This window comes from Streptosporangium heterodermiicola (assembly GCF_051390675.1).
GTDB lineage: Bacteria > Actinomycetota > Actinomycetes > Streptosporangiales > Streptosporangiaceae > Streptosporangium.
The window spans coordinates 390,584-415,202 of record NZ_JBPJSR010000005.1 but is presented as its reverse complement, the minus strand read 5'-3'; the positions used below and the strand labels follow the sequence as shown (position 1 = coordinate 415,202).

At 72.6% G+C, this 24,619-nt stretch carries 19 protein-coding genes; 3 read left to right on the top strand and 16 right to left on the bottom strand.

Going from position 1 to position 24,619, the window contains the following annotated elements; all coding sequences use genetic code 11:
* Positions 1 to 450: 450 nt before the first annotated feature.
* The 11 genes from ACSC1Q_RS14215 to ACSC1Q_RS14165 all read right to left on the bottom strand — a co-directional run bounded on the left by ACSC1Q_RS14215 (position 451) and on the right by ACSC1Q_RS14165 (position 15,245).
* Complete coding sequence (locus tag ACSC1Q_RS14215; RefSeq protein ID WP_436759162.1) at positions 451 to 1,389, bottom strand: single-stranded DNA-binding protein; 939 nt, start codon at positions 1,387 to 1,389, stop codon at positions 451 to 453.
* Between the two features lie 247 nt (positions 1,390 to 1,636).
* Positions 1,637 to 3,277 carry a GTP-binding protein gene (locus ACSC1Q_RS14210; RefSeq protein ID WP_436759161.1) on the bottom strand — a complete coding sequence of 547 codons (1,641 nt, stop codon included), beginning with the start codon at positions 3,275 to 3,277 and terminating at the stop codon, positions 1,637 to 1,639.
* Complete coding sequence (locus tag ACSC1Q_RS14205; protein WP_436759160.1) at positions 3,274 to 7,095, bottom strand: dynamin family protein; 3,822 nt, start codon at positions 7,093 to 7,095, stop codon at positions 3,274 to 3,276. Before ACSC1Q_RS14205 ends, ACSC1Q_RS14210 begins: the two co-directional genes overlap by 4 nt.
* Positions 7,096 to 7,217: 122 nt before the next feature.
* Positions 7,218 to 8,450 carry a uroporphyrinogen-III C-methyltransferase gene (gene cobA / locus ACSC1Q_RS14200; RefSeq protein WP_436759159.1) on the bottom strand — a complete coding sequence of 411 codons (1,233 nt, stop codon included), beginning with the start codon at positions 8,448 to 8,450 and terminating at the stop codon, positions 7,218 to 7,220.
* Positions 8,451 to 8,603: 153 nt separating this feature from the next.
* A complete protein-coding gene (gene cobT / locus ACSC1Q_RS14195; RefSeq protein ID WP_436759158.1) occupies positions 8,604 to 9,707 on the bottom strand; it encodes a nicotinate-nucleotide--dimethylbenzimidazole phosphoribosyltransferase in 1,104 nt (367 codons plus the stop codon).
* Between the two features lie 139 nt (positions 9,708 to 9,846).
* Complete coding sequence (locus ACSC1Q_RS14190; protein WP_436759157.1) at positions 9,847 to 10,674, bottom strand: sirohydrochlorin chelatase; 828 nt, start codon at positions 10,672 to 10,674, stop codon at positions 9,847 to 9,849.
* Between the two features lie 373 nt (positions 10,675 to 11,047).
* Complete coding sequence (locus tag ACSC1Q_RS14185; protein ID WP_436759156.1) at positions 11,048 to 11,590, bottom strand: GNAT family N-acetyltransferase; 543 nt, start codon at positions 11,588 to 11,590, stop codon at positions 11,048 to 11,050.
* A gap of 490 nt (positions 11,591 to 12,080) precedes the next feature.
* Complete coding sequence (locus ACSC1Q_RS14180; RefSeq protein ID WP_436759155.1) at positions 12,081 to 12,776, bottom strand: LutC/YkgG family protein; 696 nt, start codon at positions 12,774 to 12,776, stop codon at positions 12,081 to 12,083.
* A complete protein-coding gene (locus ACSC1Q_RS14175) occupies positions 12,773 to 14,179 on the bottom strand; it encodes a lactate utilization protein B (protein WP_436759154.1) in 1,407 nt (468 codons plus the stop codon). Before ACSC1Q_RS14175 ends, ACSC1Q_RS14180 begins: the two co-directional genes overlap by 4 nt.
* Complete coding sequence (locus ACSC1Q_RS14170) at positions 14,176 to 14,349, bottom strand: hypothetical protein (protein ID WP_436759153.1); 174 nt, start codon at positions 14,347 to 14,349, stop codon at positions 14,176 to 14,178. The genes ACSC1Q_RS14175 and ACSC1Q_RS14170 overlap by 4 nt, the downstream gene beginning before the upstream one ends.
* The gene (locus ACSC1Q_RS14165; RefSeq protein WP_436759152.1) at positions 14,346 to 15,245 is read right to left on the bottom strand and encodes a (Fe-S)-binding protein; all 900 of its coding nucleotides are present in this window, start codon (positions 15,243 to 15,245) and stop codon (positions 14,346 to 14,348) included. Before ACSC1Q_RS14165 ends, ACSC1Q_RS14170 begins: the two co-directional genes overlap by 4 nt.
* 70 nt (positions 15,246 to 15,315) lie before the next feature.
* On the opposite strand from ACSC1Q_RS14165, the gene ACSC1Q_RS14160 reads away from it, so the two are divergent.
* Positions 15,316 to 16,071 (top strand): FadR/GntR family transcriptional regulator, encoded by a 756-nt coding sequence (locus ACSC1Q_RS14160; protein ID WP_436759151.1) that lies wholly within the window; start codon positions 15,316 to 15,318, stop codon positions 16,069 to 16,071.
* On the opposite strand, the gene ACSC1Q_RS14155 is transcribed toward ACSC1Q_RS14160, so the two are convergent.
* Positions 16,000 to 17,493, bottom strand: a complete 1,494-nt coding sequence (locus tag ACSC1Q_RS14155) for a sulfatase family protein (protein WP_436759150.1) — start codon at positions 17,491 to 17,493, stop codon at positions 16,000 to 16,002. The two genes, ACSC1Q_RS14160 and ACSC1Q_RS14155, sit on opposite strands and share 72 nt — an antisense overlap.
* 111 nt (positions 17,494 to 17,604) lie before the next feature.
* Here ACSC1Q_RS14155 and ACSC1Q_RS14150 point away from each other — a divergent pair, with 111 nt between their 5' ends.
* A complete protein-coding gene (locus ACSC1Q_RS14150) occupies positions 17,605 to 18,624 on the top strand; it encodes an LLM class F420-dependent oxidoreductase (protein WP_436759149.1) in 1,020 nt (339 codons plus the stop codon).
* 202 nt (positions 18,625 to 18,826) lie between these two features.
* On the opposite strand, the gene ACSC1Q_RS14145 is transcribed toward ACSC1Q_RS14150, so the two are convergent.
* The 4 genes from ACSC1Q_RS14145 to ACSC1Q_RS14130 all read right to left on the bottom strand — a co-directional run bounded on the left by ACSC1Q_RS14145 (position 18,827) and on the right by ACSC1Q_RS14130 (position 23,736).
* On the bottom strand, positions 18,827 to 20,176 hold the full coding sequence (locus ACSC1Q_RS14145; RefSeq protein ID WP_436759148.1) for a hypothetical protein: 1,350 nt from the start codon (positions 20,174 to 20,176) through the stop codon (positions 18,827 to 18,829).
* Positions 20,173 to 20,691: an RNA polymerase sigma factor gene (locus ACSC1Q_RS14140; protein ID WP_436759147.1), complete on the bottom strand. Its 519-nt coding sequence runs from the start codon at positions 20,689 to 20,691 to the stop codon at positions 20,173 to 20,175. The genes ACSC1Q_RS14145 and ACSC1Q_RS14140 overlap by 4 nt, the downstream gene beginning before the upstream one ends.
* 220 nt (positions 20,692 to 20,911) lie before the next feature.
* A complete protein-coding gene (locus tag ACSC1Q_RS14135) occupies positions 20,912 to 22,954 on the bottom strand; it encodes an FtsX-like permease family protein (protein ID WP_436759146.1) in 2,043 nt (680 codons plus the stop codon).
* Positions 22,951 to 23,736 carry an ABC transporter ATP-binding protein gene (locus ACSC1Q_RS14130; protein WP_436759145.1) on the bottom strand — a complete coding sequence of 262 codons (786 nt, stop codon included), beginning with the start codon at positions 23,734 to 23,736 and terminating at the stop codon, positions 22,951 to 22,953. The genes ACSC1Q_RS14135 and ACSC1Q_RS14130 overlap by 4 nt, the downstream gene beginning before the upstream one ends.
* Positions 23,737 to 23,892: 156 nt before the next feature.
* Here ACSC1Q_RS14130 and ACSC1Q_RS14125 point away from each other — a divergent pair, with 156 nt between their 5' ends.
* Positions 23,893 to 24,543, top strand: a complete 651-nt coding sequence (locus tag ACSC1Q_RS14125) for a response regulator (protein ID WP_436759144.1) — start codon at positions 23,893 to 23,895, stop codon at positions 24,541 to 24,543.
* The last annotated feature ends 76 nt before the right edge of the window (positions 24,544 to 24,619 follow it).

Below are 24,619 nucleotides of genomic sequence, written 5' to 3'. Positions count from 1 at the left end.
TGCTCCGTCAGACGCTCTCCCCATGTGAAACCCCCGCCCCCGGCTTCCCAACACTCCCACGTTTCCCACCCCACCCCAGGTTTCCCACCCCCCGTTTCTCCGCCTTTCCGCGTTCCGCTCCCCGGTCTTTCCGCGTTCCGCTCCTCGGTCTCCCCGTGCCCTCCGTCTCGCTTCCCTGCGCCCGTCCTGCCCTTCCAGCCCGCTTCGCCTCCCGCCTGGCTCCGCGCGCCTTCCTCAAGAATCCAGCCCCCTCGCCTCCCGCCCAGCCTTCCGTGTCTCCCTCCGGCCCACTTTCCTTTCTCCCGGCGCTCCGAGTCTTCCTCCCAGCCCTTCGAGTCGGGTGTCAGCCCTCCCGGTCTTCCTCCGGCTCGCGGCCACCCGCCCTCGCACGGCTCTGAACACCGGCTCCGCTGGGAGGCCCGCGGCCCGGACCTCCCAGCGGAAAGCGGCTCAGGCCGCCAGACTCTCCCGCGTCGGCCAGGGCGTCTCGTCGCTCGCGTCCGGGTGGATCCTCACCGCATCCGGCACACCCCCGGCCGTCTCGGCCTCCGTGCCCGAGCTTGTCGTCCCCGTCGCGTCCTGCCGCCTCGTCGTGCTCCTCCCACCCCTTCCACGCCTCGCCGTGGTCTCCCCCTCCACCGGCTCCTTCCCGGCAGGCTGGTGATCCTGCCGGGCAGGCTCGCGATCCGCCCCGCGCGGCGGCACTTGGGCGACCTCTCCGGGATCGGCGTCCTCTCGGGGGTCGATGGTGTCTCGGAGATCGATGATGTCTCCGAGATGGGTGACGTCCCCGAGCATCACACCGTCTTCGGCGGCCTCACCGCCCGGCGTGATCTCCGTCTCCGTCTCGCGCGGCACGGACGTCTCACCGTCGGGGCCGGCCCTCAGGTCGTCGAAGCCGGTCTTCAGCAGGGACAGGGCGCCGGTGGCCCCGGCCGCGACGGGGGCGCCACCGCTCATCGCCCAGTCGGAGGTCTCCCTGTCGAGCTCGATCCGCTCCGCGCTGCCGAGAGCCGCGACCGGCCCGCCGCGCTGCGGCTTGGTGAAGCTCCCGAGCCCCCAGCGCAGGTCGTGACCGAGCGAGTTGGCCTCCACCTCGGGCATGAAGCGGCGCTCCCCCTCGTGGGCGAACTCGCGGATCCGCAGCCGTCCCTGGACCACGACCGGCTGGCCCAGATGGACCGACTGCGCGACGTTGTCGGCCAGCCCGCGAAAGCAGCGGACGCCGAAATAGGTCGTCTCGCCGTTGCGCCACTGCTGGTTCTCGCGATCGAAGTAACGGTTCGTTGAAGCGATCTTGAGTGAGGTCACCCGGGAACCGTCGGGGAAGGTGTGCTGGCGCGGCGGGGCCGCGACGTTACCGGTCAGCGTGACGTAGATGTCGTTCATCGTGCCTCCCATGAGAGCCGGCCGAGTGCCGGCGGCATGGAAGACACGATGGCCCGGCCCACCCCACGCCCGGATTACCGAATCGCGCTCTGTGGACAAGCCCGAGGACGCGCGAAAACTGTGGACAACCCGGCTTCACTCATTTCGAGCGAGTCCGAATGAGCCCGAATGAGCCCGAGCGAGTCCGAGCGAGTCCGAGCGAGGAGAACCGGCCTCACTCGCCGCTGGGCGAGGAGAAGAAAACGGATCAGCCCCGCAGGCCCCGCATGGCCGAGTAGAACTCGTTATAGCGAGTCAGCTCCTTCTCCACCGGCTCGATCACCATGCTCTCGGCGACCCCGGCGACCCTGCGGCGCATCTCGCGTTCCAGCGCGTCACGCTCGTTGCCCGCGCCGAGCACGACGAAGTTGCGGCTGGCCATCGCGGTGAGCAGGCCGAGTCCCAGGACGGAGAAGATCATCAATCCGACCCAGGGCAGCGAGGCGGCGTCGCCGAACATCTCCAGCCCCTCCGGCGGGCTCCCCGCGCCGAACACGCCGTAGGTGAGAGCCGTACCGACCCAGGCCAGGCCCGCGACGAAGAGCAGGACCAGGAAGTACTGCCAGGCCAGGAGCAGCCGCCACCAGCCCGGAACCCTGTCCAGCCGCGGCGCGACCTCCGACAGTTCCTCGGAGAGCACCTCCGGCAGCTGTGAGGAGCGGGAGCGCGCGGCGTCCCTGATCCCGTTCTGCCACGCCTCGTGCATGCCCGCGCTCAGGCCGTCGGTGAGCGCCTGGACGGCGGTGTCCACCTCGGCGGGCTGCGCGCTGACCGAGCCGCCGGTCAGGCCGTGGATCTCGTCCCGCAGATCGCCCAGACGCAGGTTGCTCAGCGGGTCGTGACGGAGCTTGGCGGCCCAGCGGGTGTAGGGCCAGCCGACCCACTCGCCGGACCTCGCGGCGTACACGTTCTCCATCGCCTCGCCGACCGCGGGAACGCCGACCGCGTCGCAGAGGGCGTCGGTGAGGCCGATCCTGCGGGCGTCGTCGATGGAGGAGGGCGGAGCGGACGCGCCGTCGACGGGCATGATCTTCGTGAGGCGGAGCGTCAGCCGGCCGAGGTCGGCCTCCAGCCGCTGGGTGGCGGCCCTGCGCTTGGAAACGGTCTCGGCGAGGACGCCCTTGAGGTTGTCGACGCCCCTGCCCATGATCGCCGAGGTGGTGACGATCACGGGATGCTCGACCCCCTCGCGGCGGAGCAGGCCGTCCAGGTCCGCGACGCACTCGGCCAGCTCCTCCTGGTCGAGCCGGTCGGCCTGGTTGAGCACGAAGATCGTCACCGCCTCGTGCCCGGCCAGGTCGGTCACGTAGCGCCGGTGCGTGGAGGCGTCGGCGTACTTCTGCGGGTCGAGCACCCACACGACGAGGTCGGCGACCTGGATCAGCCGGTCGGCCTCGGTGTCGGTCAGCGCCCGGATGGAGTCGTGGTCGGGCAGGTCGAGCAGGATCAGCCCGTGGAGCTGGCTCTCGCCCCGGTCCAGGGCGCTGGCCCGCGCGAAGCGGTGCCGCCACTGGATCTGCAACCAGTCGAGCAGCGGCCCGGCGCCGTCCAGGCCCCAGACGCAGGCGTGCGTACGGGCCGTGGTCGGGCGGCGTACCCCCGTCGGCGACAGTTCCAGGCCGGAGATCGAGTTGAACAGCGTCGACTTGCCGCTTCCCGTACCCCCCGCGAGGGCGACCACGGTGTGGTCGGAGGAGAGCTTGAGCCTGTCACCGGCGCGCAGCAACAGCTGGCCCGAGTCGGTGAGGAGCTTGGGGTCGACCCTGCCCGGCCCCAGTTCCACGATCCGGGCCAGCGCGGCGAGCCGGCTGCCGAGACCCTGGCCTGACTGGGTGGTGCCAACACTCATCGGGCGACCTCAAGGTTGTACGTTGCCTGGTAAAGGCGGGTGGCGGCGGATTCGTCAGGTATGCCCGCACCGTCGAGAGCCTGGGTGTAGCGCGCCATCTCGTCGTCGAAGAGCATGCCGATCCGGGCCCGGAGATCGCTCCGGGCCTTCACCCCGATGTTGCGCAGCGACTCCGCGCCGAGCAGCGCGTGCACCAGCCGCTGCGGTAGCGCCCCGGTGCCGTTCTGCGCGTCGGAGGAGCCGTAACCGAGCAGCCCGATGGTGAGGATCAGCGACAGGGACTCGACGTCGAACGAGATCACCCTGGCCACCGACCGCTTGGTCACCCCCTCGGTGCGTATCAGCTCGATGATGTGCTCCTGCCAGGCCGCGATGGTCCGGCCGGTCCTGCGCAGGAGCTCGTCGGACGCGCGGCCGAGACCGGGTGCCGACGCCAGGGCCTCCTGCGCGCCCGGACGGTTCAGCCAGCGCGAGGAGGTCTCCTCCGCGGCCCGGTGCGCCGCCGAGACGACCACCGACTCCAGCCCCGCCCGCAGCGCGGACTTCAGGCCGCTGAGCCGCTCGGGCGCCTGCTGGCTCGCCTTGCCGCCGAAGCGGCTCGGCCTGCGCAGGTGGAGGGTACGCATGAGGTCGCCGGACCCGGCGAAGTCCTGCCAGCGGGCGAGCACCTCGCCCCTGAGCAGCGAACCGTCGCCGGTGCTCTTGTCGATCTCGGCCAGCACGCGGGCGTAGGCGCCGTCCACGTCACCTCGGAGGTCCCTCCGGAAGGCGACCTGGATCTCCAATTGCTTGGCCAGCGCGGGGACACGGGTGCGGAAGCTGTTCAGCACCCCGTCCAGGGTCGCCCGTACGGCCTGCGCGCGGCGCCGGTCGTCGACCGACAGCTCGGTCAGCCAGAGACGCAGCTCGCTCACCTCGTTGTCGGGGAGCATCCCGTCGGTGACCTTGCTCTCGTTGATGACGAACCGGTCGACCTCGCCGAGGCCGTACTCGGTGAGCATCCTGACGAAGTGCTTGCTGATCACCTCTTGGGACCTGGGCGGGACCCGGGAGAGCACGATTGCCAGCCGGGCTCCGCGCTCCTTGGCCAGGCGGAGCAGCCGCCAGGCCGGAGCGTCGGCGTACCGGGCGGCGGTGGTGACGAAGATCCACAGATCGGCCGCGTCGAGCATGCGGTGGGCGATCTCGTGGTGCTCCTCGACGACCGAGTCGATGTCGGGGGTGTCGAGCAGGGCCACGCCGGGGGGAAGACGCTCGGTGGAGACGAGCACGAGTCCTCCGGAGGCGCCCTCGGGATCGGGCTCACTGAGCCGCCGGAGGCTGCCGAGCAGCTCACCCTCGGCGAACCACTCGTGATCGTCGGGGTGGCAGGCCAGCACGGGCGTCCCGGTCGTCGGACGGCGTACGCCTGTCGCGCTGACCTTGGCGTTGGCCAGGGTGTTGAGGAGCGTGGACTTGCCCGCGCCGGTGGAGCCCGCGACCACGACGAGCGCGGGCGCGGTGCTGGTGTGGACACGAGGGATCACGTAGTCGTCGAGCTGGGCCAGGATCTCGCTCTGGACCCGCCTGGCCTCGTCCGCGCCGGGAAGGTCCAGGCCGAAGCTGAGGTCGGTGACACCGGTGCGTACGGCGGTGAGCGCGCTGCTCAGCGCCTCGGAGACGGCCTCGGGAAGCGGGGTCTCCTTCGTCCGGCCACCCGGCGCCCCCGCGCCGTCCTCGCCCTCGTCCTCCGCGTCGTCGGCGGTCCCGGTCTCGTCCTGGGCTACGGCGGCGGCCTCGTCGTCGCTCTCGTCCCTGTCTTCGCTCCGGCCCGTCGTCCCGGCGTCGCTCGCGGGGGCGGCGACGGTGCCGTCGGTGTCCGCGGCATCGGCGTCGCGCCGGACCTCGTCACCGCTCTCGGCGTCGTCACCGATCCCGGTGGGGCCGGTGTCGCGCCGGGACACGTCGTCGGTCTCGACGGCCCGCGGGGTCTTGTCGCCGGGCTCGGTGCCATCGGTCTCGGTGTCACTGGGGTCGGCGGCGAGGCGGGTCCTGCCATCGTCGTCGATCTCGGCGGGCTCGTCCTGGGGCGCGAGATCGTCACGGCCGTCGCTCCGGACACCGTCGGCGCTCCCGGCATCGGCCCGGGAAACGTCGTCGGCCCGCGTGGTGCCGGCGGCCTCACCGCCCGCGCGGGGCTCACCGTCCTCGCCGTCGGTCAGGGGCCGCTCGGGCTCGACCTCGGGCTCGACGCGGCCGGGGCTGCCGTCACTTTCCGCGCCGCCCCCGGAGCCGTCGCGTGGCTCCTCGGGAGTCGTGCCGAGGATGACGACGACCTCGTCCCGTTCCGCGTCCTTCTCGGATCGCTCCCGCTCCTCGGCGGTCCTGCTCGCGCGAAGGGGCGGAGCGCCTTCGGCGCGGGACCGCTCGTCCTCACCGCCGGGTGCGCCGCTCCCGCGCCGGGGGGGAAGAACCTCGTCCGCCGTACGGGAGGCGTCGGCGCCTTCCCCGGCGGCGGGACCGGGGGCTTCCCGAGGGGTGGGACCCGGAGTCCCACGCCCGGAGCCGCCGGGCGGGGGCGTGGCGGGGCCACCTGTACGGGGACTCGGGGGGACGGGAGCGCCCGGGCGGAAAATCGCGCCGGGAGCGGTGTCGGCGACGTCCCCGTCCCGGGGAGCGCTCGGAGGGACAGGGGCGCCCGGGCGGAAAGCCGCGCCGGGGGCGGCGGCCGGGGCCGCGGAGGCGCCGGGAGCGCCGGATGAAGGCGCGGCGGGGCCGGGGGTGCGAGGAGTGCTCGGCGGGACGGGGGCACCCGGACGGAAGAGCGCGCCGGGAGCACCGGGAGCGGTGTCCCCGCGAGAAGGATCCGAAGGACCGGGAGTGCCCTGCCCTCGGGGAACGCCCGGATAAGCGGTGGGGCCGCCCCCACGGGGCGCGCCCGGCGGGGCCGGGACACCTCGGGGGGTGGGGGCACCGGGACCGGGAACGGCACCGGGCGAGCCGGGAGCGCCCCCACGGGAGGCGTGCGGATACCCGGGAGCGCCCTGACCGGGCGCCGCACCGGGGTTGCCCCCGCGAGAGCCGGGAGCGCCTCCCCGGGAGGCGCCGGGAGCATCGGGAGCGGCGGGGGGAAGCGCGGCGGGGCCGGGGGTGCGAGGAACGCCCGGCGGGACGGGGGCACCCGGGCGGGAGACGTTCGGGGAGGCGGGAGAAACGTGGCCGGGAGCCGCGACGGGGCCGCCCCCGCGAGAAACGGGAGCGCCCTGGCCGAAAGCCGCGCCCGGACTCCCCCCACGGGAGCCGGGAGCGCCCTGACCGGGAGCCGGGCTTCCCCCACGGGAGCCGGGAGCGCCCTGGGGAGCCGCGGGCGGGGTTACGGCGGGGCCGCCTCGGGACGGGCCCGCCGGACGGGCACCCTGGACACGCGGGGCGGCGGGGTTGGCGGCCGCCTCACGGGAAGTGGTGATGGCTTCGATCTTGGCTTGGGCAGCGGCGGCGGCGGCGCGGAAGGCCGCCATCGCCTCCTCGGAGGCGGGCGGGGAGGCAGGATCGCTCGCCCCGGCCTGGGGCGCCGAACCAGCCGAACCAGCCGAACCGGCGGGACGGCCCGGCCCGGCGGGGCCCGCCGTCCTGCCCGGGGGCGTGGCCGCCGTCCTGCCCGGAGGCGTGGCGGGACCGGTCACGCCACCTTGGGGCGCGGGGCCCGCCGCCCTGCCCCGAGGCGAGGTGGGACCGCCGGCCGCTCCGGGAGCGGCCGTCCCGGGCTGGGGCCCGGGGGACTGGCCGCGCGCGCGGATGGAGGCCGCGTCGTCGTCGGCGCGGATGGCGCCGAAGGTCACCGTCTGCTCGCCGGGGGATTCCTTGTCATCCGACGAGGCGTCGTCGGGTGGCTCCTGGGGGGTGCCGGCAAGGCGAGGGTCTCGGCCACCACCCGAGTGAGGGGGCCTGTTGGACGCCGATTTCACGGTACTCGCTCCGCTCGAACCATCTCGACCTCCTGGCCGACCTTCACGACATCGCCGACGATCACGATCGCAGGTGGCCGAATCCCAGCCGCGCTCACGCGCTCCGCCACGGTGGACAGCGTGGCGTACAGAGCGCGTTGGGTCGGAAGGGTACCGTCCTGTACCACCATTACGGGAGTTTCCGGCGAACGTCCGTCATGGATCAGCGTTTCGGCGATCGCTCCGATCCGTTCGACCGCCATCATAAGCACCAGCGTGCCGCCGGATCTGGCCAAATTGGGCCAGTCGACGGTGGATCTCTCGTCGCCCGGCGGAACATGTACGGAGATCACGTGGAATTCCTGGCTCACGCCGCGATGGGTCACGGGCACGTTGGCCGCGGCGGGCACCGCGACCGGGCTGGTGATGCCGGGAACCACGATGACCGGGATGCCCTCGCGGGCACAGGCGAGCATCTCCTCGCCACCGCGGCCGAAGACGAACGGGTCGCCCCCCTTGAGCCGGACCACGAACTTGCCCTGCCTGGCGTGCTCGACCAGCAGCTCGTTGATCCTCTCCTGGGCCATGTAGCGGCCGTAGGGGATCTTCGCGGCGTCGATCAGCTCGACGTCCGGGGAGAGCTCGTCGAGCAGGGCCTGCGGGGCGAGGCGGTCGGCGACGACCACGTCGGCCTGGGCCAGCAGTTGCCGCCCGCGGACCGTGATCAGGCCGGGGTCGCCGGGCCCGCCGCCGACCAGGGCGACGCCCACCGGCTTGGTGCGGTTGCGCCTGGCGTCGACCGTGCCGTCCCTGAGGGCTCCGACGACGGCGTCCCTGATCCCGGCGGCGCGGCGGGGATCGCCGCCCGCGGTGATCGCCACGCTGATCTCGTCCACCTTGCCGCTGGCCGGGGTCCAGGCCGCCGAGGCGTCCTTGTCGTCGGCGCGTACGCACCAGATCCGCTTGGCCTCGGCCTCCGCGGCCACCGCGGCGTTCACCGCGCGGTCGTTCGTGCAGGCCTGCACGAGCCAGGCCCCGTCGACGTCGCCGACCTGGTAGCGCCTGGTCTCCCAGGTCACCCGGCCGGTCGCGATGAGGTCGTCGAGGGCGTGCGTGACACTCGTCGAGACGATGGTGACCAGGGCGCCCGCGTCGAGCAGCGCCGGCACCCGCCGCTGGGCGACGCGCCCTCCACCCACGACGAGCACTCGTCGCCCGGAGAGGCGCAAGCCAAGCAGGTAGGGCGACATGGCGACAGATCTCCCGTTCGCGAGGAATTGTGAAGCATGGCGTGCTAAGAGGTAAACCTACCGGCTAACGGCGCCCTCTTCGCTGCTCCCGTGTTAACAGCTGTCAAGGAAGGGCTGACCGCTGTCGACCTGCGGGCTTAAGACTTCCCTAGATCAGGCTTCCTTGTCCGTCACACCGGCGGAATCGAAGGTCGCGACCTCGTGCATCACCCTGACGGCCGCGCAGACGAGGGGGTGGGCGAGCAGGCCGCCGGTGCCCTCGCCGAGCCGGAGTTCCAGCTCGACCAGGGGGCGCAGCCCGAGGTGCTCCAGGGCGACCGCGTGGCCGGGCTCGGCCGAGCGGTGTCCCGCCACGCAGTGGTCGACGACGTCGGGGGCGAGCGCCGCCGCCGCCAGCGCCGCCGCCCCCGCGATGACACCGTCCAGGATGACCGGTACGCGAAGAGCCGCCCCGGCGAGGACGAACCCGGCGATCGCCGCGTGCTCCAGGCCGCCGACCGCGGCCAGCGTCTCCAGGGCGGACACCCCTGAGGCCGGGGCGAGAGTCCTGGAGGCGCCGTCCCACGCGGGCTCCAGGCCGTTCACCCGGAGGGCCTCGCGGACCACCTCGACCTTGCGCGCCAGGGTCTCGTCGTCGACACCGGTGCCCCTGCCGGTCACGACGGCCGCGTCGTGACCGGTGAACGCGCAGATCAGCGCGGCCGAGGCGGTGGTGTTGGCGATGCCCATGTCCCCGGTGACCAGGCAGCGGGCACCCCCCTCGACGAGGTCGCGGGCCACGGCCATCCCGGCCTCCAGGGCCGCGACCGCCTGCTCGGGGGTCATCGCCGGCCCCCGGGACAGGTCGGCCGTGCCGTACGCGACCTTGCTGATCGTCAGGCCGGGCGCGGGGTCGAGGTCGGCGGCCACGCCGACGTCGACGACCGTCACCGAGGCGCCGACCTGGGCGGCGAAGGCGTTGGCCACGGCACCGCCCGCGAGGAAGTTGCCGACCATCTGCAGGGTGACCTCCCGCGGCCACGGGGTCACGCCCCTGGCGTGGACTCCGTGGTCAGCGGCGAAGATGGCCAGGGCCGCGGGGGCCGGGAGTGGGGGCGGGCTGACCGCCGCGGCCCCCGCCAGCCGTACCGCCACGTCCTCCAGGGCTCCCAGGGCGCCGCGGGGCTTGGTCAGGCGGTCCTGGTGGGCACGGGCCTCGGCGACGGCCGCCGGGTCCGCGGGACGGATCGCCGCGATGGTCTCCTCAAGGATGGTCATGTGATCAGTCTCCCTTGGAAACGGCTTTTCGGGAAAAGCACCAAAAAGCCGCACATGACCCATCAGAGGGAACCGCGCCCGAAAGGCCGCGCATGGCCGTACGTGATCACCGGTGGCACCGGAGGGCGACCGCGGGGGATCACCAGGCGATGCCGCTGAGCGCCTCCTCGTAGCGCTCGATGACCACGTCGGCCAGGCCCTCGCAGTCACCGATGACGTCGGCGCAGCGGACGTCCAGGTTCGCGTGGCCGGCGGCGTAGGCCATGGCCTGCGCCCAGACGCGGTCGAGCAGGCCACCGGCGAACAGCAGGTAGGGAACGACGATCACACGCTTGGCGCCGAGGCGGCGGCAGCGCTCGATGCCGCCGGGGACACCCGGCGGGGTGAGGGAGACGAAGGCCGTCTCCACGGTCATGTACTCGTGGGCGTGGGTCTCCCAGAAGAGGCGGGAGACCCGGTGCACGTCGGCGTTCGTCTCGGGGCTGGTGGAGCCGTCGCCGACCAGGACCACGGCGGTCTCGCCGATCTCGATGTGCTCGGGCTCGTCGTCGAACACTCCGGCGGCCGCCGGGACCAGCCGGAGGCTGGCGACCTCGGCCGCCGCGTCGGCCAGACGCTCGGCGAGCAGCGCGAGGATGCGGGGGTCGGATCCCAGGGGGCGGCCGTAGTCGCAGGTCAGCATGGGATGCCTCTCCTGCTCGCGAGCCATCGCGGCGGGGATGTCGGCGCCGAGCCACACGTCTCCGGTGAGGCTCATCGGCTGGGCCACCATCCGGTGGTGCCCGCGTGCGACCAGCGAGGCGACGGAGTCGCTGAGACGCGGTCTGGCCCTGGCGATGTAGCCGCCGGAGACCTCCACGGCCGTCTGGTCCAGGCGGCAGCGGAGTCGATGGACGAACCTACCGAATTCAGCAGATCCATTGTCGTCGTGCGAGCCCTGCCCGATGAGCAGCAGCGGCGGTTTCATGGAAACAGGACTCCAATGACCTTGACCTGGGGTTACGCAGTGGCGACTCGCGACAATATCCGATAACGGCACTACATGGACAGGTAACGGATCGGTAAATTCTGTCTTTTCTCTCATGGGTATGACGGAGGACGGGAATCGGGCCGGCGACGGCGGACGCGTCTCCTTCACCGGGTGCGCCATCCGGGTCACACTCCGTGGCACGGTGGCCGGGCTCGATCACACGCCCTGGCACGGTAGCCGGGCTCGCGGGAGACGTCCAGCACGGCCACGCCGGTGTCTCACGCTCCGCGCGCCCTGTCCCCTCCGCTCACCCCTTCCGACCAGGGACGTCTTTCGTCGCGGCGCCCGTGAGGCGAAAAACCAGCGTGTGTCAGGACAGATCTCCCCTCAACAGCCCGAACACCACGATGTCTCGCGGGCCGTCCTCCGCCAGCTCGGCGGCGCGCAGCACGCCCTCCCTGACGAAACCGGCCTTCTCCGCGACCCGGAGGGAAGCCGTGTTGGCCAGGTCGGCGCGGAGCTCGATCCTGCGCATCTCGGTCGTCTCGAACACCCAGCGCGCCACGCCGAGCAGGGCCTCGGTGGCGTAGCCCCGGCCCCGGTGCAGCGGGTGCACCCCGTACCCGACCTCGGTGGTCCCGGCGCCCCAGAGGGTTTTGAAGAGGCTGATCGCCCCCACGACCAGTCCCTCGGCCTCCATGGCCAGGTGTACGCCCTGACCGGAGCGGCGCAGCTCGTGCACGCCGTGGGAGAGCCACTGGGAGACCCCCGAAGGATGACCGGGCGCGCCGGGCGGCAGGAACCTGGCACGCGCCTTGATCACCGAACGGACGCGGGCGGTGTCACCGGGGTTGAAGGGCCGGATCACGAGCCGGCCGGTCAGGATCGGCGGATCGGGTGCGAACGCGGACACGCGCCCTCCTTGCGGGGGAAGCGGGGAAGCCGGGAGGCGGGGAAGCCGGGAAGCGGGAAAAATCGGGAAGGCCGGGAAGGCCGGGAAATGTGTGGCCCAACCTCATCCCAGTGCCCCCGCCCGCGCAAGCCCGGATCTTCGTCTCATCCCGGGCGGGCACGGCTGGAAAACCACATCCGGCGAAGGCGCGCGGCCGGTTCTCCGCACTCGGCTGATCTTCCGCGTCCGACCAGCCGTCCACGGCCGGCCGGTCTTCCACAGCCGGCCGGTCTTCCGCATCCAGAGGAGCGGAACCGCCTGGCCGGGCCCGGCTTGAACCCAGCGGACGGCAACGACGGCCGACCTCAAACCAGGCCTGTGTCGGGCTCAGGCCGGGCTCACATGTCGAACTCAGGCCGGGCTCACGCCAGGCCCGTGGCGAGCTCAAGCCGGGCTCAGCAGGAAGGTGGACGGCAACGACGGCCGAGCTCAAGCCGGGTGCGACCTGGGCTCAGCGGACGATGACGACCTCCAGGGTGCGCGGGCCGTGCACGCCCTCCACCCGGTTCAGCTCGATGTCGCTGGTCGCGGAGGGGCCGCTGATCCAGGTCAGCGGCCTGGAGGGGTCGAGCCTGCCGACGGCCTCGGGGACACCGGACACGATCTGCCCGGCCCGTACGACGCACAGGTGGTAGTCGGGGACCAGGGTCAGCGCCCGCCGTCCCTGGCCTGGTCCGGCGTCCAGCACGATGGTGCCGGTCTCCGCGATGGCGACCGCGCATCCGGTGACGACCCCGTCCGCCCCGTCCAGCTCGGCCGCGCTCAGCGGGGGGTCGTCGGTGACCGGGGCGTCCGGCGCCCACTCCGGTGGCAGGCCGTCCGGGACGACCAGCCGGGTGGCGCCTCGGCGGGCCAGCGCAGCCGCGATCGTCGCGGCCACCTCGGTCTCCTCGACCACGTGCACGACGGCCCGGTAGTCGGCCACGCGTTCGGCGAGCAACTCCACCGTGCCCTCCGGATCGGCCGGTGGTGACGTGCGGTAGGCACGGGTGATCTCGACCTCGGGCGCTCCGGCCACGGCGGAGCGGATCCTCGACAGGATCCGTTCCCTGCTTCCCGCACCGGGGCCGCCGCCCGTACCGGCGGAGGCACCCGCGCCGGACGGGTGCCCGGGGCCGGGCGCGGGGGTGGTCGCTCCTGCGGTCATCGGGCACCTCCGTCGGTACGGTTCCACCAGTCGCGGAAGGACTCGGCGGGGATGTCGGGAATGTCGCGGGTGTCGGTCCACGCCGACAACGGCCCCGGCAGGCGCCCCGGAACGAACCTGCGCAGGCGCCCGCCGAGCCGCTGGGCTCGTCCCAGCCGCGAGGGACGGTTGAACACCCACCCGGCGGCGCGCATGCCCATACGCTCGGCACGCGCGTGGCGGACCTTGCCGCGCAGGTGGACCAGGACCTCGGGGATGTCGATCGCGACCGGGCAGGCGTCGAAGCAGGCGCCGCAGAGGGTCGAGGCGTACGGCAGCGAGGCGTCCAGCTCCGAGGCGGTCCCGCGCAGCTGCGGGGTGAGGATCGCGCCGATCGGGCCCGGGTAGACCGAGCCGTACGCGTGGCCTCCGGCGCGCTCGTAGACCGGGCAGACGTTGAGGCAGGCGGAGCAGCGGATGCAGCGCAGCGCCTGGCGGCCCACCTCGTCGGCCAGCACGTTCGTGCGGCCGTTGTCGAGCAGCACCAGGTGGAACTCCTGGCCCTCGACCGCGCCCGTCCAGGTGGACGTGTAGGGGTTCATCCGCTCGCCGGTGGAGCTCCTGGGCAGCAGCTGGAGGAAGACCTCCAGGTCCCGCCAGCTCGGCAGCAGCTTCTCGATGCCGACCACGCTGATCAGCGTCTCGGGCAGGGTGAGACACATCCGCCCGTTGCCCTCGGACTCCAGCACCACCAGCGTGCCGGTCTCGGCGATCATGAAGTTGGCGCCGGAGATCGCGACCTTGGTCGACAGGAAGCGCTCGCGCAGGTGGAGCCTGGCGGCCTCGGCGAGGGCCCGGGGCTCGTCGGTCAGGCCCTCGGGCGCCGCGCGGCCCCAGTCGGCCATCTTGTCCTGGAAGATCTCGCGGATCTCCGAGCGGTTGCGGTGGATCGCCGGGACCAGGATGTGCGAGGGCCAGTCGTCCCCGAGCTGGACGATCAGCTCGGCCAGGTCGGTCTCGTACGCCGTGACGCCCTCCTCCAGGAGGGCCTCGTTGAGGCCGATCTCCTGGGTGGCCATCGACTTGACCTTGACCACGCTGGTCTCGCCGGTGGCCTTGACCAGGTCGGCGACGATCCTGTTGGCCTCCTCCGCGTCGGCCGCCCAGTGGACGTGGCCGCCCGCCGCGGTGACGGCCTCCTCCATCCGGAGGAGGTAGCGCTCCAGGTTGCGCAGGGTGTGGTCCTTGATCTCCTTGCCCGCCCGGCGGAGCTCGGCCCAGTCGGGCAGCTCGCCGACCACGGAGGCCCGCTTGCCGCGGATCGTGTGGGTGGCCTTGCGGAGGTTGTATCTGAGCTGCGAGTCCTGCACGGCGGCCGCGGCGTTCGCCGGGAAGGCGGGCATGCCCAGGAACGTGCCGCTCACCGGCGGGCCATCCTCTCGTGAGTCCTTCCGGCAACGGCCCTCTCGGCGGCGCCTCTCCCGCCGACGGCCTGCCCGCCGACGGCTCTCCCGTCAACGACCCGCCGGTCGGCGGCCCCCTCGGCGACGGTCTTCTCGCCGACCGCCCTCTCGGCGACGGCCGGGGCGCTCATCGGGTGGCCTCCGTGGTGGCGAGGATCTCGGCGAGATGCATGATCCGCACGCCGGTGCGCTGGCGCTTCAGGGCGCCGCCGATGTGCATCAGGCAGGAGTTGTCGGCGGCGCACAGCACCTCGGCGCCGGTGGTCGCGACGTTGTGCACCTTATCGGCGCACATGGCCGCGGAGATCGCCGGGTTCTTCACCGAGAAGGTGCCGCCGAAGCCGCAGCACTCGTCGGCTCCTGGGAGCGGGACCAGCTCCAGCCCCCTGACCTGCTCCAGCAGCCGGGTGGGCCGGTCCCCCACCCGGAGGATGCGCATCGAGTGACAGGTCGGGTGGTAGGTCACCCGGTGCGGGAAGTAGGCGCCGACGTCGGTGACACCGAGGACGTCGACGAGGAACTCGGAGAGGTCGTAGACCTTGGGCACCAGCTCGGCCACCTCGGCGGCGAGGGAACCGGGCGCGTCTCCCGCCGCGACGCCCTCGACGGCCCCGGCGGTCTCAGCGGTCTCAGCGGTCTCAGCGGTCTCAGCGGTCTCAGCGGTCCCGGCGATCAGGCCCCCGGGGGTCCCGGACCCGGCCATTACAGGAGCGGCGGACGTGCGGGTGGCGGACGTACGAGAAGCGGATGCGCGGGCGAGCCGCGGGTACTGCTCGCGGACCATCGCGGCGCACGATCCCGACGGCGCGACGACCGCGTCGTACCCGGCGAAGACGTCCACGAAGTGCCGCGCGAGCCGCGTGCCCTCCTCGGGGTATCCCGTGTTGACGTGCATCTGGCCGCAGCAGGTCTGCGCCCGGGGGAACTCGACGTCACATCCGAGGCGGCGCAGCAGCGTGACGACCGCCCGCCCGGTGCCGGGAAACAGTGTGTCGTTCACGCAGGTGATGAAGAGGGCGACGCGCACGGCACTCCTTCCTTTCAATGGTCAGACCACAGTATGGTCTGACCACATTCCCCCACAAGAGGAGGCCCTCTTGAGCGGTTGGCAGCCGGTCCGGCGCACCCGGGCGTTCGAGGACGTGATCGCCCAGATCGAGCGGCGCATCGCGGGTGACGGGCTCCGGGTCGGCGACCGCCTGCCCGGCGAACGGCAGCTCGCCGAGCAGCTGCGGGTGAGCCGGTCGTCGGTACGTGAGGCGATGCGGGTGCTGGAGACCCTGGGAGTGGTGTCGTCGCAGGTCGGGCGGGGCCCGGACGCGGGGGCCTTCCTCATCTCCAGGCCCGCCGAGGCCCTGAGCGACCTGCTGAGGCTCCATCTCGGACTGTCGAACCTGTCACTGGAGGAGGTCGTCGACGCCCGGCTGATGATCGAGAAGTGGTCGGCCGCGCACGCCGCCGCCCACGGGGCCGACCTGTCGGCCCTCACCGCCGCGCTGGAGCGCATGGACGCCACGACGACGGCCGAGGAGTTCGTCGAGCACGACACGGCCTTCCACGTGGCCATCGCCGAGGCGTCGGGCAACAGGCTGACCACCGCAATGATGCTCTCCCTGCGCGACTCGCTCCGGCGCTACGCGGTCGAGGCGGTCGGGCGCCTCGGCGGCACGGCCGGGCTCATGGACGACCACCGCCGCATCCACCGGGCCGTCGCCACCGGGGACGCGGCGGGGGCCTCGGCCGCCGTCGAGGACCACCTGCGGCGGGCCTATCCCGGCATCTCACGTGCCCCACGGGCTGAGGACGACGAGGGGCTTGAAAGGCAGCAGGGGCGGTCTGACCGAGTCGGCTGAGCGGCAGGTGGCGCCCGAGCAGGAGACCAGCGCGTCGAGCTGCCGGTTGAACTCGGCGATCACGGGGAGCGGGGTCTCCGCGGCGAGGTTGTGGAGCTGGTAGGGATCCCTGACGAGGTCGTAGACCTGGTACTCGCCGGTGGAGTAGCGGACGAAGGTGTGCTGGGCGGTCCGCATCCCCTGGTACGCCGGGACCGGGGTCTGGCGGGCCGAGCCGGGACTGGTCGGGCGGTAGAACTCCAGCAGCACGTTCTGGCGCCACGAGGGCGGCGTCTCTCCCCGCAGCAGCGGCAGCAGGGAGCGGCCCTCGGCGAAGTCGGGGAGCGCGGCCCCGGCGAGCTGGGCGAACGTCGGGGCGAGGTCGATGCTCGCGGCCATGTCCCCGACGACGCGGCCCGCCTGTATACCGGGCCCCCTGACCAGCAGCGGCACCTTGATCGCCTCGTCGAAGGGCGTGGTCTTGCCCTGGGCGAGCCGGTGCTGGCCCAGGTGGAACCCGTTATCGGAAGCGAAAAAGATATACGTTTCATCCAGCTTGCCGGAGGCCCTGAGAGACTCGACGAGGGCGCCCACCATGTCGTCCACCCCGAGCATCGCCCGGAGCCGGTCCCGGTAGTGCCGGTCGATTCTGCGGATCTTCGCGGCGTCGAGCGGCGGGAGCGACCTGAGCCAGAGCGGCTCGGCGCCGACGTCGGGCTGGTTGAAGGACGGGGTGCGCGGGGCCACCACCCCGGCGAAGGCGGCCTGGTGGCGGGGGGCGTAGTTGGCCGGGTTGTGCGGGGCGACCGGGGCGAGATAGAGGAAGAACGGGTCCTGGCTGGGCTGGGAGACGAACGCCCCGGCCTTCGCGCTGAGCACGTCGGTCAGATAGTCCTGCGGCGCGAAGCCGTAGTCGCGCAGCATGCCGTTCTCGTTGAGCGTGTAGCCGTACTCCTCGTACAGCCTGCGCACCGGCACGTCCCACTCGTCCCAGCCCGGAGGCACGTGGGTGGCGGAGGTGGTGCCGCCGGGATAGTGGTTGAGGTATTTGCCCATCAGTCCGGTGCGATATCCGGCCGACTTCATCCATGTCGCGATATTGGAGCGTTCCAGACCCGATGTGTAGTACTTGGTGAATCCTCCCTCGGGGGCGGTGTTGGTGTACACGCCGTGGCTGTGCACGTACTGACACCGCATGATCGACGCGCGCGAGGGGCAGCACCAGGAGTTGGGCACGAAGAACCTGTCGAAGCTGGTGCCTCCCCGGGCGAGCAGGTTCCAGATGTTGGGAAATTTCTGCAGATCGCCCGCGTCAAGATCGTCAACGAGGATCAGGACGACGTTGGGCCGCCCCTGCGCGTGCGCCACGGCCGGGATCGTTCCCATCGCGGCGAGGGCGAGGAGCGACATCAGGGAGAGGAGTTTGCGAGCGGCGTTGAGCACAAGTGCACGCTTCCCGGGAGACCGAATTTCGACACCTCACACTCGACCGACCAATGTAGAACGTGTTCTAATTGCGAGGCCTGTCCGGCGTCACGTCGCGAGGAGACCCCCGTGAGCACCGACCTGAAGCTCGGCCTGAACCTCGGCTACTGGCAGCGGAACGCCGACGACGCCACCGAACTCGTCCAGACCGCGGAACGGCTGGGGTATGAGTCCGTGTGGACCGCGGAAGCCTACGGTAGCGACGCCTTCACCCCTCTGGCCTGGTACGGCGCGCGGACGTCTCGCATCAAACTGGGCACATCCGTGGTGCAGATCTCCGCCAGAACCCCGGCGGCGACCGCGATGACCGCGATGACGCTCGATCATCTCACCGGCGGACGGCTGCTGCTCGGCATCGGCGCGTCGGGGCCCCAGGTCGTCGAGGGCTGGTACGGGACGCCGTTCCCCAAGCCGCTCGCCCGCACCCGCGAGTACGTCGAGATCATGCGCAAGGTGTTGCGCCGCGAGGAGCCGGTGACGAGCGACGGCGAGCACTACCCCCTCCCCTACCCCGGAGGCGCGAACCTCGGCAAGCCGCTGAAGCTGATCACCCGCCCGCTGCGCGCCGAGATCCCCCTCTACCTCGGCGCGGAGGGCCCGAAGAACGTCGCGCTCGCCGCCGAGATCGCCGACGGCTGGCTGCCGCTGTTCGTGTTCCCCGAGAAGATCGGGCGGATGTACGGCCCCTCTCTCGCCGGGGCCGGTCCCGGCTTCGACATCGCCGCGATGGTGATGACCGTGATCACCGACGACGTCAGGGCGGCGCTGGACGGGGTGAAGATGATGCTGACCCTCTACATCGGCGGCATGGGGGCCAAGAGCCGCAACTTCCACGCCGACATCATCGGCAGGATGGGCTACGCCGAGGCCGCCGAGGAGATCCAGGCCCTCTACCTGGCCGGACGCAGGGACGAGGCGTTCAACGCGATCCCCGACGAGCTGGCCGACGGCATCTCCCTGGTCGGCCCGGTGGGCCGCATCCGCGAGCGCCTGCAGCTGTGGCGCGACAGCCCGGTGAGCAACCTCCTGGTCATGGGACCGCGCGACGAGGCCTCCCTGAAGACCATCCGGGACCTGGTCCTGGGCTGATCCTGTCCCGGGTGATGCCTCTCCTGCCCGTGTCCTCGCACGAAGACCGTCCGGCCGGTGCGACGGCTCCCCGACCGGTTTCCGTCCGATACCCCGACCGGCTTCCCGGCCGGTACCACGGTCGGCTTCCCGGTCGGTACCCCGGTCGGTTTGCCGTCCGGCTTACCGGTCGATTTCCCGGCGCGGCGCGGCGGAGCGGCCGTCACCTCCGGACGCCGACCTTCCCGACCCAGCCGGAGTCCTCGTACGCGATCCTGAGGCCCTCGCGGAAGGGGACGTGCACGGAACGGTCGCCGGTACGGGGCCTCTCGTCCGGGCCCGTGTAGGCGAAGGCCAGCAGGCGCGACCCCGACTCGTCGACGACCAGGGTGTGGTGGCCGTCGGCCGTGGTGACGGCGGAGCCGAGGCGCCCGAGCGGGTCGAGGACGTCCTTCTCCAGGACGATCCCGGGCTGGGCCGCGAGAACGCGTAGCGTCGCGGCCCGCGTGGCCGGGCTCGCCGGTGAGGCGAGCAGGTAACGCGCGGCGGCGAAGGCGAAGGCCGGGAACGGCCCGTCCCGGTGTGCCGAGCGGAGCCACCGTTCCAGCTCCCCGGCGTCGCCGGGCAGGTCCCGCACCTCGTCCAGGGTCAGCGTCTCGCTCCCGACCCGCCACCTCAGCGAGAGCCGGGAGAAGTCATCGGTACGCGGCCCGGGCCACAGTGCCGGGGACCCCTTGGCCTTCCACGCCGCCTTCGCGGCCTCTGTCGCGAAGGTGATCTCGACATCCTGGTTGGACACGGTCCGCCCGGCCCGGCCGTCGTACCAGGACTCGTCGGTGTGGGCGGCGGTCGCGCCGGATCCGACGGGTTCGAAGGTCCTGGTGCGCTCGAACCAGTACCGGCCTTCCGGGGAGGTCTCGCGCGCCGCCGTCTCCGCGCCCGCCAGCAGGAACGACCGGGCGTCGAGCGTGACCACCGGCGTGCCGGGCGTCGCCGCCGGGAGGGAGCCGGAGGTCTCGGGGGGCCGTACCTCGGACTTGGAGGACGGTACGGGGGAGGTACCCGAGACAGGGTCCGGAGAGGTGTTCGAGGCCGGGTCCGGGGAGGCCGAGGCAGGAGCCTGAGAGGCCGAAACCGGGCCCGGGGCCTGGGAGGCCGAGACCGGGTCCTGGGCCGGGTACTGGGAGGCGATCGCCGCGGTCCGGCCCCCGCCCGGCCCCCGCAGCCCGACCGTCCCCGTCATGACGGCGGGCACCGTCACTGCGGCGGCCAGCCCGACGAGGGCGCCGGTCAGTACGACCCCGGGGGTGAGACGGGGGCGGGACAGGGGGCGGGGGGCGCCGGTGGACACACGGAGGGACACGGGATCGGACGCGTGACCGGACACGACATCGGACACGGGGTCAGATCCGTGACCGGACACGGGATCGGAGGCGTGACCGGACTCATGACCGGACCGGGACACGGCCGTCGCGAAGGCACGGGCGAGGTCGGCGGCGCGGCGCCGCCGGTAGGCGTCCTCGGTGAGTGCGTCCGGGCGCAGCGCGCGGACACGTTCGTCGACGTCGTTCAAGGCTGCTCCTGCAGGGTGGTGGCCGGGGTGAGGTCGAGTGCCTGGGACAGGCGGCGGCGGGCGCGATACAGGCGGACGGTGAAGGCCCTGGCCGAGCAGCCCGCGAGCTTGGCGGCGTCTGCCGGAGCCAGGCCGTACCAGCTGGCCAGGATCACCGCCTCGGCGTCCGGCTCGGACAGCCCGGCGAGCGCCGCGAGAGCCGCCTCGCGTTCGGCGACCTGCTCGGCGACCCGCTCGGTCGTGTCGCCCGCCGAGGACAGCTCCGCCAGCCGCTCCACCAGTGCCTGCCGTCGCAGCCCGGAACGCCGCTGCCCGCGCAGCAGGTTGCGGGCGACGCCGAGCAGCCAGGGCAGCGGTGTCTCCGGCAGCCGCTCCAGCTGCCGCCAGGCGATCAGGAACGTCTCGCTCGCGATGTCCTCGGCCGCCTGCCGCTCCGCGCGCAGCAGCGTGTAGCCGAGCACGCTGCGGTAGTGCCGGTCGTACAGCGCGGTGAATCGCGCTTCTGGATCATCCACACCAAGGAGTGCCTTTCCCGGCCCCCCGATCACCGGCCGGGGAAAAAATTATCCGGTGCGCCCCGTTTTCTCACCCCACCCGCCCCGGCCGGTCCGGCCCCTCTCCCCTTCCCGCCCGGTCCGGCCCTCCCGCCCCCTCGCCTCCATCACCCGGTACGACGTTCGCCTCGTACGGCGTTCACCCGGTACCACGTCCCGATCCGGGCCGTCGTACCGGTTCTCAGTCCGGCCGGGGGGCCGGGTTGGCGGTGACGGAACGCAGGAGCGGAGCGCTCGCCGCTCCCGCGCCGATCACCCCGGCGAATCCGAGCGCGACGCAGACCAGCAGGATGACCGCGCCCGTGACGTTCATCGCGACGGCGGCGAACGGCAGGGCGCAGAAGACGCCGGCCGCGATGGTGCCGCCTCCCATGACCGTCAGCGGTATGAGGGTCTCCGCCCGGCGGGCGGCGTCCAGGACCTCCAGTGGCGTACCGGCCAGGCGGAGCAGCGCGTAGGTCTGCCTGCGGTCGAGGACCGAGGAGGCGGCGGTGATCCCGGCGCCGGCGATCGCCACCAGGAACGAGACCACGAGCACGATGACCGTACCGGTGCCGACGTCGTCGAGGATCTGGGCGGAGAGCCGGTCGTCGTCGGCGGCCGAGGTCGCCCCGTGTCCGGGCACCAATCCCTCCAGGGCGGTACGCGCCCGATCGAGGGCCGCCACGTCCACCGGCCCCTCGGAACCCGAACCCGAGCCGGGGGCGACGGTGCCGGCTCGGCCCACGGAGACGATGATCACCTTGTGGCCACCGTCACCGTCGCCGGTGTCACCATCGGTGCCGCCCTCTCTCCCGCCCCTCGACACGAGACCGACCACCGCCCGGACGTCCGCCGCGGACAGACGCTCGCGTACCTCGGCGGTGACCTCGGACGCCCGCGCGGAGGGCACGGCCAGGCGCAGTTCCGCCCGTGGGCCGTCGAACACGACGTCGCCCGGGGCGAGGAGACCGATGAACCCGGCCACGAATCCCGTCAGGGCCACGCCGCTCACCGTCCGCCAGGCGGACCTGGGGTCGTCGGTCAACCGGCGCCCGGCGAGCAGCCGGGCGGGGGTCCGGGCCGCGCGGGTGGTGATCCGGCCGATCAGCGCGACGACCCACGGACCGGCGAGGTTGACGCACAGGAAGGCGCCGCCGATGGCCGCGGCGATCACCCCCACCTCGGCGCCGCGGCCGAGCAGGGGAACCGCCGCCAGGGCCGCGAGCAGCGCGACGACCCGGAGGAAGCGCATCGCCGGAGGGGTCTCCCGCTTGGCGACGCCGAGCGGGCTCACCACCACGCGGCGCAGGCCGACCACGGCCGACACGCCGACGAGCAGCGGCACGGCCACCAGCACGGCGAGCGTGGGAAGCACCCCCGGCCACACGTCGGCGAGGAACCAGGGCCCTCCCCTGATCTCGATCCGGGCCAGCAGCGGGGTGAGCAGCCCGTACAGCGCCGTTCCCAGCACCGCGCCGCCGAACGCGGTGATCACCGCCTCGCAGACGGTCATGGCGACCACCTGGCCGGGAGAGGCGCCGACCAGCCGGAGCGCGGCCAGGCGCCGGTCCCGGCGGGCGACGGTCAGCCGGGCCGCCGCGCCGCCGAACACCAGCAGCGGTACGGCCATGAGCACGCTCGCGATCAACCCGAGCGCGCTGTAGCCCGTCGCGTCCTCCGTCGTCCTCCCCGCGAAGCCGGAGATCCCGGTCGGTACGGCACCGCCGCGCGAGTCGTCCGACGAGGTGGCCCTCATCACCGGCGAGTCCGCCGCCTGCCCGCGTACCACGACCAGCTCTCCCGGGTACACGAGCGCCTCGTCGCCGATCGTCCCGCCGCGCCTCCCGGGGAAGCGGGCGGCGAGCTGCGCGGCCGGGAGCTCTCCGGCGAGCTCGGCCAGCCCCGGGGACAACCAGACCTCCCCCGGTGCGGGGAAGCGGTCCAGGCCGGGCGGCGCGGGTGCCCGCGGACCGAGCGCGGCGAGGTCCACGACCGTGATCCACCGGTCGCGCACGTAGTCCGTGCGGACGGCCTGGACCGCCACGGCCCCGCTCGCGGCCGGTACCGGGTTGCGCCACGCCTCCCGGGCCGCCCTGTCCTGGAAGCCGAGGTTGGCCACGACGGCGAAGAGCAGCAGCGCGGTGGAGACCGCGACCGCCGCCACGGTGAGCCCCGCCCCCAGCAGGCCGCGGCGGCCCCCGCCGCGCAGCAGCCGCCAGCTCAGGCCGAGCGGCCCGCTCACCGGTTCACCCCGGGAAACGTCTCCGTCTCGGGAAACGTCTCCGCTCCGGGAAACGCCCGGGTCACCGCCTCGGCGCCGTCCCGCTCCCCGACGTCCTCGTAAGGCTCCCGCGTACCGGGACCGGGCAGGAGGTGGCCGTCGCGTACCTCGACCACGCGGTCGCACCAGCGGGCCACCTGGGGATCGTGGGTGACGACGACCAGCGAGGCCCCGTTGTGCCGGGTGGCGCCGGTCAGCAGGCGCATCGTGTCCTGGCCGGTGTTCTGGTCGAGCGCACCCGTCGGCTCGTCGGCGAAGACGACCGCGGGGCGGGTGACCAGCGCGCGGGCGATCGCCACCCGCTGCGCCTGGCCGCCGGAGAGCTCCCCGGGGCGCCGCCCCTCCATCCCGCCCAGCCCGAGCGGGCCGAACCACTCCCGCGCCCGCCGTACGGCGTCGGCCCGGGGAACGTCGCCGAGCATGAGCGGCAGCGCGACGTTCTCGTCGGCGGGGAGTTCCGGCAGGAGCTGGCCGAACTGGAACACGAAGCCGAACCGCGTGCGGCGCAGGGCGCTGCGCCTCCGCTCCCCCAGCGTGTCGACGCGTTCGCCGAGCAGGCGCACCTCACCCGCGTCCGGCTTCACGATCCCGGCCAGGCAGTGCAGGAGCGTCGACTTTCCCGACCCGCTCGGGCCCATGATCGCCACGGCCTCGCCCGCGTGGATCGCCAGTCCGACACCGCCCAGCGCCACGGTCGTTCCGAAGCGCTTGACCAGCCCGGATCCCTCAAGGACAACATTCATGCCGAGCACTTTCCCGCGCGGGGAGCGGCGGCAGATCGACCGATGGTCTCCACGGTCCACGGCGGAGTCGGCCGAAAGGACGATTCGCCGTCGTTCACCGGTACATCGGCCGGATGCCCGATCCGGAACCGCCCGTGGGCTGGCACAATCCATCAGGTGACGATTCGGGTGCTCATCGCCGACGACCAGGAGCTGGTACGAACCGGGTTCCAGATGATTCTGGACGCCCAGGAGGACATGGAGGTCCTGGCGACGGCCGCCAACGGAGCCGAGGCCGTCGAGCTGGCACGGAGGCTGCGGCCGGACGTGTGCCTGCTCGACATCCGGATGCCCAAGCTGGACGGTCTGGAGGCCACCCGCATCCTCGCGGGACCGGGGGTGCAGGACCCGATGAAGGTGGTCATCGTCACCACCTTCGACCTCGACGAGTACGTCTACGGGGCGCTGCGCGCCGGGGCGACCGGCTTCCTGCTCAAGGACAGCGGGCCGACACTGCTCATCGAGGCGATCCGGGCCGCGGCGGCCGGAGACGCGCTGGTGTCGCCGTCGGTGACCGTACGCCTGCTCGAACACCTCTCCCATCCCCGGAGCGGTGCCGTCCGGCCGCCCAGCGAGCCCCTCACCGAGCGCGAGCTGGACGTCGTGCGCCTGGTGGCGAGGGGGCGGACCAACCAGGAGGTGGCCGCCGAGCTGTTCGTCTCGCTGTCGACCGTGAAGACGCACCTGGGGAGCATCCACACGAAGCTCGGCGCCAGGAACCGGGTGGAGACCGCCGCGTGGGCGTGGGAGTCCGGCATCGTCAGCTGAGCGGGTCGTATGGGCTGATTAGCGGAAGAGCTGACGGGATAGAAAGAGGGCAGGTCCTCGGCGCATGGCGGGGGGA